The sequence below is a fragment of the Oceanibium sediminis genome (assembly GCF_003265325.1).
In the GTDB taxonomy this organism is placed as follows: Bacteria; Pseudomonadota; Alphaproteobacteria; order Rhodobacterales; family Rhodobacteraceae; genus Halovulum; species Halovulum sediminis.
In genome coordinates this window covers 340999-352851 of sequence record NZ_QGNX01000005.1, presented here as the reverse complement: position 1 = coordinate 352851, position 11853 = coordinate 340999, and the positions used below count along the sequence as shown (strand labels likewise).

15 protein-coding genes are annotated in these 11853 nt (G+C 66.3%); 4 read left to right on the top strand and 11 right to left on the bottom strand.

What is annotated here, in order from left to right:
- Positions 1 to 11: 11 nt before the first annotated feature.
- On the bottom strand, positions 12 to 302 hold the full coding sequence (locus DJ029_RS15105) for a phage fiber-tail adaptor protein (protein ID WP_112323296.1): 291 nt from the start codon (positions 300 to 302) through the stop codon (positions 12 to 14).
- A gap of 76 nt (positions 303 to 378) precedes the next feature.
- Entirely contained in the window at positions 379 to 1419 is a 1041-nt protein-coding gene (locus DJ029_RS15100; protein WP_370445249.1) for a phage major capsid protein, read from the bottom strand.
- A gap of 9 nt (positions 1420 to 1428) precedes the next feature.
- Between DJ029_RS15100 and DJ029_RS22155 the strand changes: the two genes are divergently transcribed.
- A complete protein-coding gene (locus DJ029_RS22155; RefSeq protein ID WP_232823100.1) occupies positions 1429 to 1608 on the top strand; it encodes a hypothetical protein in 180 nt (59 codons plus the stop codon).
- Between the two features lie 14 nt (positions 1609 to 1622).
- On the opposite strand, the gene DJ029_RS15095 is transcribed toward DJ029_RS22155, so the two are convergent.
- The 9 genes from DJ029_RS15095 to fabD form a co-directional block, all read right to left on the bottom strand.
- Positions 1623 to 2171 carry an HK97 family phage prohead protease gene (locus DJ029_RS15095; protein ID WP_112323295.1) on the bottom strand — a complete coding sequence of 183 codons (549 nt, stop codon included), beginning with the start codon at positions 2169 to 2171 and terminating at the stop codon, positions 1623 to 1625.
- Positions 2172 to 2182: 11 nt separating this feature from the next.
- Entirely contained in the window at positions 2183 to 2428 is a 246-nt protein-coding gene (locus DJ029_RS15090; RefSeq protein WP_112323294.1) for a GTA head formation protein, RCAP_rcc01685 family, read from the bottom strand.
- Positions 2425 to 3603 carry a phage portal protein gene (locus DJ029_RS15085; RefSeq protein WP_112323377.1) on the bottom strand — a complete coding sequence of 393 codons (1179 nt, stop codon included), beginning with the start codon at positions 3601 to 3603 and terminating at the stop codon, positions 2425 to 2427. The genes DJ029_RS15090 and DJ029_RS15085 overlap by 4 nt, the downstream gene beginning before the upstream one ends.
- An 84-nt stretch (positions 3604 to 3687) precedes the next feature.
- Positions 3688 to 5034, bottom strand: coding sequence for a DNA-packaging protein (locus DJ029_RS15080; RefSeq protein ID WP_370445248.1), 1347 nt, complete (start codon positions 5032 to 5034; stop codon positions 3688 to 3690).
- A gap of 430 nt (positions 5035 to 5464) precedes the next feature.
- The gene (gene mltG / locus DJ029_RS15070) at positions 5465 to 6625 is read right to left on the bottom strand and encodes an endolytic transglycosylase MltG (protein ID WP_112323292.1); all 1161 of its coding nucleotides are present in this window, start codon (positions 6623 to 6625) and stop codon (positions 5465 to 5467) included.
- A 19-nt stretch (positions 6626 to 6644) separates the two neighbouring features.
- Entirely contained in the window at positions 6645 to 7901 is a 1257-nt protein-coding gene (fabF, locus tag DJ029_RS15065) for a beta-ketoacyl-ACP synthase II (protein ID WP_112323291.1), read from the bottom strand.
- Positions 7902 to 8091: 190 nt separating this feature from the next.
- Positions 8092 to 8325, bottom strand: a complete 234-nt coding sequence (locus tag DJ029_RS15060) for an acyl carrier protein (protein ID WP_112323290.1) — start codon at positions 8323 to 8325, stop codon at positions 8092 to 8094.
- A 198-nt stretch (positions 8326 to 8523) separates the two neighbouring features.
- Complete coding sequence (fabG, locus tag DJ029_RS15055) at positions 8524 to 9261, bottom strand: 3-oxoacyl-ACP reductase FabG (protein ID WP_112323289.1); 738 nt, start codon at positions 9259 to 9261, stop codon at positions 8524 to 8526.
- Entirely contained in the window at positions 9261 to 10196 is a 936-nt protein-coding gene (fabD, locus tag DJ029_RS15050; RefSeq protein ID WP_112323375.1) for an ACP S-malonyltransferase, read from the bottom strand. Before fabD ends, fabG begins: the two co-directional genes overlap by 1 nt.
- 258 nt (positions 10197 to 10454) lie before the next feature.
- On the opposite strand from fabD, the gene rpsF reads away from it, so the two are divergent.
- Genes rpsF through rplI form a run of 3 tightly spaced genes read left to right on the top strand, consistent with a single transcriptional unit; the run spans position 10455 to position 11725 of the window.
- Positions 10455 to 10844, top strand: a complete 390-nt coding sequence (gene rpsF / locus DJ029_RS15045; RefSeq protein WP_112323288.1) for a 30S ribosomal protein S6 — start codon at positions 10455 to 10457, stop codon at positions 10842 to 10844.
- 15 nt (positions 10845 to 10859) lie between these two features.
- The gene (rpsR, locus tag DJ029_RS15040; protein ID WP_112323287.1) at positions 10860 to 11087 is read left to right on the top strand and encodes a 30S ribosomal protein S18; all 228 of its coding nucleotides are present in this window, start codon (positions 10860 to 10862) and stop codon (positions 11085 to 11087) included.
- Between the two features lie 11 nt (positions 11088 to 11098).
- A complete protein-coding gene (gene rplI / locus DJ029_RS15035; protein ID WP_112323286.1) occupies positions 11099 to 11725 on the top strand; it encodes a 50S ribosomal protein L9 in 627 nt (208 codons plus the stop codon).
- Positions 11726 to 11853: the final 128 nt, after the last annotated feature.

The following is an 11853-nucleotide window of genomic DNA, read 5'->3' as shown; positions in this document are numbered from 1 at the left end:
GCTCCCCCTGCTCAGGCCGCGATGCGCAGCGTCAGCGCGCGTTCCAGCGCGCGCCCGGTGTTGGTGCGCGCCCCGGCGCTCACCACGTAGATCCGCCCCGGCACGCCGCCGCTCAGCCGCGCAACGGAATGCACGTTGTCGAAGAACTGCTCGACGATCCGCGCGTCGCCCGGCCCGCTGGCCGGCGTCACCTGCCAGCCGAGGTCGGCATCCACGTATTCCCCCGGCTCCAGGTAGCCTTCGGCCCAGTCGATCTGCGCCACGGCGTCCACGGCTTCCGGTTTCAAGATGTAGCCACTCATCGCGGTCCTCCTCGTGCTGACGAAAAAGGGCGCCCCGTTTCCAGGGCGCCCCGCAGGTTCATGGGTCAGGGTCGGATCAGCTGACCGCGAACTTCAGCAGCTTGATCGCGGCGAAGTCGCTGACGTCGCCACCGATCCGCTTGGTGGCATAGAACAGCACATGCGGCTTGGCACTGAACGGGTCGCGCAGGATGCGCAGGTCCGGACGTTCCGCGATGGTGTAGCCCGCGCCGAAATCGCCAAAGGCGATGGCGGTGGAGTCCGCAGCGATGTCGGGCATGTCCTCGGCGATCAGCACCGGGTAGCCCATCAGGCGCGCCGGTTCCCCCGCGGCCAGGCCGTCGGACCACAGGAAACGCCCGTCCGCGTCCTTCATCTTGCGCACCGCACCGGCGGTCTTGGAGTTCATCACGAAGCTCGCATGGGCCCGGTAGCGCGCGCCGAGCGAGTAAACCAGGTCGACCACCGCATCGGCCGGCTCCGTTGCCGAGAAGTCGCCCGCGGCCCCCGTCGCCACGTAGCCGAGCGCGCCCCAGGTCCAGCTGTCGTTGTCCACCGTCGCATAGCTGAGGAACCCGGTCGGCTTGTCGATCCCGTCGCCCGTGATGAACGCCCCGCCCTCGGCCCGGGCGAACTTGTCGCCGATGCGCGTCGCCAGCCAGCTTTCCACGTCGAAGGCGCTGTCGTCCAGCAGCCGCTGGGACGCCTTGGGAAGCGCCGACAGCTCGTGCAGCGGGATCGAGATGCGCTCGATCTGCGGCGTGCCGGTTTCCGTGGCGGTCGCCGCCTCGGTCGCCCAGCCATGCTCGAAGTCATTGTGATCGACCAGCACGTCATAGGCCGTGGCCTCCACCGCAACCACATTGGCGATCGCCCGGATCGAGGAGGCATCGCGCAGAACCCCCGAAATGGTCGAGCTGGTCTGCGGATCGACCAGGTACCCACCTTCAGCCGAGACCGAGGCGTTCAGCGCCTTGCCCTCGATCTCCAGGTGACGCAGGCCGTCGTCGTCGCCGCTGCGCAGGTAGGCGCCGAAGGCTTTCTTGTGCGGAACATCCGCCTCCGCGGTGGCGGACAATACGGGCCGCTGTGCGGTCATGGTCTTGCGGTCAAGCATGGTCAAACGGTGATCCTGTTCTTTGAGTTGGGTTTTAATGTCGTTGCGAAAATCACTGAAATCACTCAGAAATCCAGCCATCGCAGTCTTGACTTCATGGCCCGCGCCAAGGCGCGGCGAAAGACTGTCGCTGGCCCGGCCCCTGGTTTCCTTCTCGTGCATCAAGCGTTCCTTTTTGATGTCGGTTGAATAAAAGGCGCCTGTCACGCCAGCATCGCCCTGGCGGCGGCGAAGGCCTCCGCCAGGTCCTGCGCCAGTGCGTCGTGGCCGTCATCGGCCCCCTGCACCCGCGCCTCGGGCAGCATCGGAAACGTCACGACCGATACTTCCCAAAGATCAATTTCAAGCAGCTTGCGGCCCGTGCCGGCCTTCTCCGCGCGGATCGTGCGGTAGCCGATTGACAGCCCGTCGATCGCCCCCGCCTCCAGCAGGGCCAGCGCCTCGCGGCCGTCCTGCACCTCGGACAGGATGCGCCCCTTCACGTACAGCCCGCGCGCGTCCTCGCGGATTTCGTCCCAGACGCCGATGGGCCGCGTGGGGTCATGCTGCCAGAGCATCTTCACGTTGCGCCGCGCGCCCCGGTGAGACTTCAGGCTGGTGGCATAGGCGCCGGGCTGCACGATGTCCCCGCCCTGGTCGGTGGCGCCGAACAGGCTGGCATAGCCCTCGATCGCGCAATCCGTCAGGGCCAGGTCCTCACCCAGCGCGCAGTATTTCGTCTCGAGCATCGTCGAGCTCTGCAATCGCGTCATGCGGTGTCCAATCATTGCGAGTTCATCAAAAGGGAATAGGCGACCTGCGCCGCCAGGAAGCCGGCCATTCCCGTCACGGCCAGCCACATGCGCCGCTCGACCCGGTCGAGCAGCTCCTCGATGCGGCTCAGGCGCCGCTCCAGTGAGCCCCAGCGCTCGAGGTTGACCTGTTCCTGCGCCTCGATCCGGGCCGTGTTCGCATCGAACGGCTCATAGAGGAAACGGGACCCGCCAACCCGGGTCGTGCGCTCGCTCATGCGTCGTCCGCCAGGCGCGGCAAGCCCAGCAGGCTCCGCTTTTCCGCCGCGCTCAGGAAATCCGCGTCCGAGATCCGCCGCCACTGCGCCTCGCGCTCCGCCGCCAGCGCCGGGATCCCGTCGAGGTCCGCGCCAAGGCGCAGCTCAGGGCCGAAACGATCCGGCAGCCAGCCGTTGATCGCGGCCAGCACCTTGCCCACCAGCGGCAGCACCGTCAGGCGGTAAAATGCGCGGTTCGCTTCCTGGTAGTTGGCGTAGGTGTTGTCGCCCGGAAACCCCATCAGCATCGGCGGCACGCCGAAGGCCAGCGCGATTTCCCGCGCCGCGGCGTCCTTCGTCTTGTGGAACTCCATGTCCGAGGGGCTGAAGCCCATGGGCTTCCAGTCCAGCCCCCCTTCCAGCAACATCGGGCGGCCCGCGTTGCGCGCGCCCTGGTGATTCAGCTCCAACTCGTCGCGCAATCGGCTGTACTGATCCGCGCCCAGCTGTCCCTGCCCGTCCGCGCCCTTGTAGACGATCGCGCCAGAGGGGCGCGCCGCGTTGTCCAGCAGCGCCTTGGACCAGCGCGCCGCAGCGTTGTGCACATCGACGGACACCGCCGCCGCGGCCATCGCGCTCAGCCCGTAGTGGTCGTCCTGGGGGTGGAAGTTCTTCACATGCAGGACCGGGGGCAGCCCCTCGCGCATGTTGAACAGGTGTTTCTTCGCCCCCACGGCGTATTCATAGGCGACCGGCCAGCCATCCACGCCGGGGATCACCTTCATGCGGTCCGAGCGCAGCACATGCAGCTCCGCCGGGCCACCGTCCAGCGTCTCACCCGCCGCTTCGAGGTAGCCGTCACCGCTTAGTAGCAACTGGCCGAACAGCGCCTCGAACAGCGCGGCGCGGCCCTGGCCGGGGTTGGGCCGCTCGAGCAGGCCCAGCAAGGGATGCACGTCGTAGCGCCGCTGGCTGTCCTGAAGCACGACCGGAACCGCGGCGGCGGCCTCGGCGATCATCTTCACGCAGCGAAAGCCCACCGGGTTCTGCAAGAAGCCAGTGCGCGTCAGCGACACCGTATCGCGCGGCGACCAGGCCGCACGGCCCGCGCCATGTACCGCCACCACCGCGCCAACGGCCGAGGCCTTCTCTTCGGCCACGCCTCTGCGGGCCGTCTGAAACAGCTTGAACACCATGCGATCCATCGCTCCTGAAATCTGGTCTGAGGGACCGGCCCTACCGCCGGTCTAAGGTGGCCCCGAACGGGGCCGGCGCAGCGCTCAGAGCGCGCGCACGCGCGGCGCAACGAAATGCGCCGCCGGTTCAATCATCAAGTCGTGCAGGGCCCAGACCAGCGCATCCAGCCGGTCCGGGCTGCCCTGTCCGGTAAAGCCCGCGCGGGTGATCTGCGTCATCTGGTCTTCCAACGCGGGGTGCGCACCGACATGGTGTACACGGCCCTGCTCGTACAGCGCGGCCACCGGCTCGGCGCGCGCGGCCTTGCCCACATGCGCGCGCTTGGTGCTGATCGGCACCATCGCATCGCGTGAGCGGATGACGGAGGTCACCATATCACCACCCATGTTGACCTCGGCCACCAACCGGTCGGCGTTATACTCCCGCATCTTCTGAAGCGCGCGATCCGCCCATTCGGTGGGCGACGCGGCGGAAATCGTCGCATCCTCGATCACGTAGCCGCGCCAGTCCTGCGGCGCCCCCTGCGTAGTGACCCCGACCACCACGATCCCGCAGGCGTCCGAACTCGCCTTGCTGCCCGCGGGCGGATCGATCGCCACCACGATCCGGTCCAGCGGAGGGGCGGCCTTCAGGCGCGCGGCATCCAGCATCTCCATGCGCCAGAACGCGCCCTCGGTGTCGGTCAGCAGCTCGCCGTCCAGCTCCTGCCGGCCCAGCCGGGTGCCGCCGTATTTGCTCGTCACCTTTTCAAGGAAGCTTTCGGCCAGGAACAGCCGGTTCGCCTCCGTCGGGGCGGAGGTCTTGACCGTCCCCGCCTCGTCCAGCAACTGGCGCAACAAGGGCACCGAGCGCGGCGTCGTCGTCACCACGGCGCGCGGGTCGTCGCCCAGACGCAGGCAGAACTGCAGCATGTCCCAGGCGTCCTCCGCGTTGGGCCACTTGGCCAGCTCATCCGCCCAGGCCGCATCGAACTGGGGGCCGCGCAGCGCTTCCGGGTCGCGGGCGGAAAACACCTGCGCCTCCGCCCCATTCGGCCAGACCAGCCGGCGCTTGCTCGCTTGCCAGTCCGGGCGGCGATCGGGAGGCGAGCAGGCAAGGATGCCGCTATCACCCATCACCATGACGTCCCGCGCCTGGTCATAGGTTTCGCCCAGAAGCGCCACCCGGCGCGCCTTGCCCGGCGCCTCGGGTGTCGCGCCTTCGACCTGCGCGCGCACCCATTCCGCCCCGGTGCGCGTCTTACCCGCCCCGCGCCCGCCGAGCACCACCCAGGTGTGCCAGTCCCCCTCGGGGGCCAGCTGGTGGCCGCGATGGGCCCAGTGCTCGAACAGGAACGGCAGCGCCAGCAGCGCGTTGTCACTCAGCGAGGCCAGAAACGCTTCCGCCTCCTCCGCGCTGGCGGAGCCGAGCAAGTCTGTCACGGATTTCAGCCCGCGCAGCGTCGAGGTCGATGCGGTTTCCCGCGGCTGTGGATCCAAATGTATCAAGGGAGCCCTCTATCTCAAAGACCGACTGAAGTTGCTTCAGATGAGCCCGGTACAAATCCTGACGGTGCCGTGCATCGGCGACCGTCTCCCCTTCTTCATGCAGCCTGTCCAAGGAAGCCTGCAAAGCACGAAAGATCTCTGCGTAGACCCGACGCGCCTGAACAAGACGCGCCTCGGCCTCCGCATTACCCACAGGCAACCGGTCAGTCATGTAGGGTACGAACCTTTGGTCTGATGTGGAAAACAAAAGGCGCGGCGCCGGGGTAAAACCCGGCCCGCGCCCATTTCTGCTATCTTGGACAGAGTTATACCTAGAGGCGTACGCAAAGTCAAGATAAAACTTCAGGTTGTACGCGCGCCCGCCGGCCGGTCCCTAGTTGTTCGACTGCAAACGCCGGTAATCGGCCACGTTGCGCTCATGCTCGGCAAGGGTTTCCGCGAACAGGTGCTCCCGCGTGCCATCGCCCTTGGCGACGAAGAACAGGTAGGAGGATTCCTCCGGATTCGCCGCCGCCATCAGCGAGGCGCGACCGGGATTCGCGATCGGACCCGGCGGCAGGCCAGTGATCTGGTAGGTGTTGTACTCCACCGCGCCATGGGCGTTGCGTTCCGCCACGCCGTCGATGTCGCTGCGCCGGATCGGGCGGTCGAACGCCTCTTGCCCGCGGGTCACGCCGTAGATGATCGTGGGATCGGTCTGCAGGCGCATGCCCCGGTTCAGCCGGTTCACGAAAACCGCGGCCACCAGGCCACGCTCCGCCGCGACGCCGGTCTCCTTCTCGATGATGGAGGCGAGGGTCAGCAGCTCTTCCGCGGACTCCAGCGGCACGTCGGGATTGCGCTCTTCCCAGGCGGCGGCCAGGCGGCGCTCCTGGGTGGTGACCATCTGCGCCACCAGCGCGGCGCGATTCCCGCCGTTGGAAAAGTTGTAGGTGTCGGGCGCCATCATGCCTTCCGCTGGTGGAGTCTCGATGTCGCCGTCAAGGAACGGGATCGACTGAAGCCCCAGCAGCACCTCGCGCACGGTCAGGCCCTCGGCGACGGACACCCGCAGGCTGACCGCGCCGCTTTCACGCAACTGGGCATTGATCGCCTCGACGCCTTCGTCCAACTCCACCGGCGTGGTATCGCCGGGGGTCTTCGCATCCACGACCCGCACCCGCGTGCCGCGGTTGTTGATCACGAAGGTTCCCTGGAAACAGGCCTGCGCCGCGCTGCCGTTGGTGACGAGGTCAAGAACCTCGGCCATCGACGCGCCCGGCGGGACATCGTAGCAACCGAGCTTCAGCGACTCGTCCTCGCCGCCCCAGCGCGCGCCGATCCGGAACACCAGAGGAGAGGTGATCGCCCCCGCATCCGCCAGCAGCGCCGCGACTTCGTTCAGGTTCGCGCCCGAAGGCACCTCCACCACCGTCGACTCGGTCAGGGGGCCGGGGGCGCTGAACTGGCTGCGGCCCCACTCCAACAGACCCGCGACAAGGACCAGCGTCACGATCAGGAACGTCAGTCCGTTCGCGGCCAGGTGGCGGCTCATGCGTTTCTCCCGGGCCAATTCAGAAACGACTCAGCACGAGGGCGGCATTGGTGCCGCCGAATCCGAAGGAGTTCGACATCACGTGGTCGATCTTACGCTCGCGCGCCTGCTTGGCGGCCAGGTCGATAACCGTTTCCACCGCCGGATTGTCCAGGTTGATCGTCGGCGGCGCCACCTGGTCGCGCATCGCCAGGATGCAGAACACCGCCTCGACCGCACCCGCCGCCCCCAGAAGATGCCCGATGGAGGATTTGGTGGACGACATCGTCAGCTTTTCCGCCGCGGGGCCCATCAGGCGGGTCACGGCGCCAAGCTCGATCGTGTCCGCCATGGTCGAGGTGCCATGCGCATTGACGTAGTCGATATCGCCCGCGTTCAGGCCCGCGCGCTTCAGCGCGGCCTGCATCGCGCGGAACCCGCCATCGCCATCCTCGGAGGGGGCGGTCAGGTGGTAGGCGTCGCCAGACATGCCATAGCCCGTCACCTCGGCATAGATGGTCGCGCCGCGCGCCTTGGCGTGCTCAAGCTCCTCCAGCACGACGATGCCGGCGCCCTCGCCCATCACGAAGCCGTCGCGATCCTTGTCCCAGGGGCGGGAGGCGGATTCGGGCGAGTCGGCATATTTCGTCGACAGCGCCTTGCAGGCGTTGAACCCGGCGATGCCAATCTCGTTGATCGCGGATTCCGCGCCGCCCGCGATCATCACGTCCGCATCGTCCAGCATGATCAGGCGCGCCGCGTCCCCGATCGCATGTGCGCCGGTGGCGCAGGCGGTCACGACCGAATGGTTCGGACCCTTGAAGCCGTGCCGGATCGACACCTGGCCCGAAGCCAGGTTGATCAGCGCCGAGGGGATGAAGAAGGGCGACACGCGCCGCGGGCCGCGGTCCCGAAGGGTCAGCGCGGTTTCGGCGATCGTCTCGATCCCGCCGATGCCCGAGCCGATCATCACGCCGGTGCGCTGCAAATCCTCTTCCTCGGTCGGGGCCCAGCCGCTGTCCTTCACGGCCATTTCGGCGGCGGCGATCCCGTAGAGGATGAACTTGTCCATCTTGCGCAGGTCTTTGCCCTCGACCCAGTCCTCGGGGCGGAATGTGCCGTTGGTGCCGTCCCCGTAAGGGATCTGGCAGGCATAGGTCGTCGCAAGGGCGCTCGCGTCGAAATGGGTGATCGCGCCACCGGCGGACGTGCCGCTCACCAGCTTCTTCCAGCTTTCCTCGACACCGCAACCAAGCGGTGTCAGCAGCCCCAGGCCCGTTACGACTACCCTTCTCATGCGCAATTCCTCTTGTTTCCCGGTTAACCCTGACCGCAGATGTCACTGATATGATCCGCAGGCCGAACAGGCAAGGCGGTGGGCGGTTTTCGCCGCCGCATTCCCTGGCCTGTCGTTGTGGCGGGACGCCATCCCGCAACAAAAAAGGCACCCCGAAGCGGGGTGCCTTTTGTCCGAAAGCTGCCTGTGATCAGGAAGCGCCGTCGATGAACTTCACCGCGTCGCCAAACGTCTGGATCGTTTCAGCGGCATCGTCGGGGATCTCGATCCCGAACTCTTCCTCGAAGGCCATCACAAGCTCAACGGTATCCAGGCTGTCGGCACCCAGGTCATCGATGAACGAGGCGTTCTCGGTTACCTTGTCCTCTTCCACACTCAGGTGCTCGACAACGATCTTCTTCACGCGTTCTGCGACGTCGCTCATGGTATCTCCTCATACTTCCAGCCCCGACTTCGCGGGTTTCATTGTGTTTCTTCTTGCGGGTCACCCGCGTAAGCGGCGCATCTAATGTCGCGTCGCTCCAGCGCCAGAAATCCCTCGGCAATTACCGGGGCGCTATAGCACACTCTCAAGTTATGGCAAACGCTAATGCATACAAGTGACGCTAGCGGCCAAACCGCGTCATATCATGGCCATGCCGCCGTTGACGTGCAGCGTCTGGCCGGTCACGTAGGCCGCCTCATCGGATGCAAGATACACCGCCGCACTGGCAATTTCATCCGCCGTTCCCATCCGCCCCGCCGGGATCGCGCCAAGAAGCTTCTCCTTCTGGGCATCGTTCAGCGCATCGGTCATCGCCGTGGTGATGAAACCGGGCGCAATGCAGTTCACCGTCACGCCACGGCTGGCCACTTCCTGCGCCAGCGACTTGGACATGCCCACCATGCCCGCCTTTGAGGCGGCGTAGTTGCCCTGCCCCGGGTTGCCCGTGGTGCCGACGATCGAACTGATATTCACGATCCGCCCCCAGCGCGCCTTCATCATGCCGCGCAGCACGCCACGGCAAAGCCGGAAGGTGGAGGTCAGGTTGACGTCGATCACCGCGTCCCACTCCTCGTCGGACATGCGCATGAACAGGTTGTCGCGCGTCAGCCCGGCATTGTTCACCAGGATATCCAACCCGCCCATGGCAGCGGCGGCGTCCTTGGGCAGGGCCGTCACCGCCTCGGCGTCGGACAGGTTGCAGGGCAGCACGTGGGCCCGCTCACCCAGCTCGTCCGCAAGCGCCTGCAACGGGTCCACCCGCGTGCCCGAAAGCGCAACCGTCGCGCCCTGGCCATGCAGCGCGCGCGCGATCGCGCCGCCGATTCCGCCCGAAGCGCCGGTGATCAGCGCGGTCCTGCCCGTAAGGTCAAACATCATTCTGCTCCTGCCATGGCCGTGACATCGGCCGGAACGCCGACGGCCCGGACCCGTGCCTCGGGGGAAATCCTGCGGATCATGCCGATCAACGCCTTGCCCGCGCCGACTTCCACGAAATCGATGACGCCCTTGCCGGACATGTAAAGGACGCTTTCACGCCAGCGCACGGCGCCGGTCACCTGGTCCAGCAGGTAGTTGCGGATCACCATCGGGTCCGTCACCGCGTGGGCGCATACGTTGGCCACCAGCGGGACCTTCGGCTCTTCGATATCGACGTGGCTGAGCGCCTCGGCCATCACCCGCGCCGCCGGGGCCATCAGGGCGCTGTGGAACGGCGCGCTGACCGGCAGCATCAGGGCGCGCTTGGCGCCACGGCTCTTCGCCATGCCCGCCGCACGCTCGACCGCCGCCTTCGCGCCCGAGATCACCACCTGGCCGGGATCGTTGTCATTGGCCGCGTCAAGACACTCGCCCTCCGCCGCCTCGGCCGCCAGTGCCTTGACCGCCTGAAGGTCGAGCCCGAGGATCGCCGCCATCGCCCCCTCGCCCACGGGAACGGCCTCCTGCATCGCGCGCCCGCGGGTGCGCAAGAGGCGCGCGGTGTCCGCCAGCGTCAGCGCCCCCGCCGCGCACAGCGCGGAATACTCGCCGAGCGAGTGCCCGGCGACATAGGCAGCGGAGTCAACGGCGATGCCCTCAGCCTCCAGCGCGCGCATCGCGGCGATCGAGGTCGCCATCAGCGCCGGCTGCGCGTTCTCCGTCAGGGTCAGCGTCTCGATATCGCCTTCCCATATCAACGTGCTGAGCTTCTGTTCGAGCGCCGCGTCGACTTCTTCGAACACCTCTTTGGCAGCCGGATAGGACCCGGCCAGTTCACGGCCCATGCCGATGGTCTGGGCGCCTTGCCCCGGAAATACGAATGCGCGTGACATGATGTTCCCCTGTTCTTCGCTCATTTGGCGTGCGAGCCAAGGACTATCCTCCCACAGCTTCCCCGGCAAGCGCCGGAGCCTCCGGCGGGAGTATTTGATGGAGTAAAGTGGGGAACGGGCCCGCAGGCTTGCAATTGGTGGTCGAGGGCGTATAAGGCCGCTTCTCTTCCCGGGAACGGATGAACGCACCGCCTCTCGGATACGACACGGGAAGAGTTAATGTCGTATGGTGAAGCGTGCTGGAAAATGGTGAGACATATGGCTCTTTACGAGCATGTTTTCATTGCGCGGCAGGATCTGTCCAACGCGCAGGCCGAGGGGCTGATCGAGCACTTCGGCCAGGTGCTGACCGACAACGGCGGCACCGTGAAGGATCACGAATACTGGGGCCTCAAGACGATGGCCTACAAGATCAACAAGAACCGTAAGGGCCACTATGCTTTCCTGCGGTCCGACAGCCCGTCGCCTGCCGTGCAGGAAATGGAGCGCCTGATGCGTCTGCATGACGACGTGATGCGCGTCATGACCATCAAGGTCGACGCCCACGAAGAAGGCCCCTCGGTCGTGCTCCAGGCGAAAGCCGCCAAGGACGAGCGCCGCGGTGGTCGTGGTGACCGTGACCGGGGCGACCGCCCCCGTCGGGATTGAGGAAGGACATAAATCATGGCAGCCAAACCATTTTTCCGCCGTCGCAAGTCCTGCCCCTTCTCCGGCCAGAACGCGCCGCAGATCGACTACAAGGACGTGAAACTGCTGCAGCGGTACATCTCCGAGCGGGGCAAGATCGTTCCCTCGCGGATCACCGCCGTATCCTCCAAGAAGCAGCGTGAGCTGGCCCGTGCGATCAAGCGTGCCCGTTTCCTCGCTCTTCTGCCCTATGCTGTGCGTTAAGGAGAGCTGAGATGGACGTCGTACTTCTCGAACGCGTGGCGAAACTCGGCCAGATGGGGGACGTTGTCTCCGTCAAGCAGGGGTTTGCCCGCAACTACCTTCTGCCCCAGGGCAAGGCGCTGCGCGCCACCGAAGGCAACCTGAAGCGGTTCGAGGCAGAGCGTGCGCAGCTTGAAGCGCGCAACCTCGAGACCAAGAAGGAAGCCGAAGCGCTGGCGGCGCGTCTGAACGATCAGACCTTCGTCGTGATTCGCTCCGCCTCCGACGCGGGTGCGCTCTACGGCTCCGTCACGCCCCGTGACATCGCCGAAGCCGCAACCGCCGAGGGCTTCTCGGTCGACAAGGCGCAGGTGCGTCTTGAAAAGCCGATCAAGGAGTTGGGCATCCACGGCCTGTCCGTCGTTCTGCACCCCGAGGTGGATGCGAACATCGCGGTCAATGTCGCGCGCAGCCAGGAAGAAGCCGAGCTTCAGGCCTCCGGCAAGTCGATCCAGGACCTGCAGGCCGAGGCAGACGCCGAAGCCGAGTTCGACATCGCCGAGCTGTTTGACGAAGTCGGCGCCGCAGCCCTGGACGACGATGACACCATCGTCACTTCGGGCGGTGAGTCCGACGACGAGGCTGACGAGCGCGGCTGACCCCCGCTTTCAGCAAAGTTCCCAGAGCCCGCGCCACACCCCTGCGCGGGCTTTTTCGTGACGCGGCGGCGTCGCGCCGGAGGCGGAAATTAATTTCAAGCCAGATCCGGTACTTCCCCCGCTTTCCC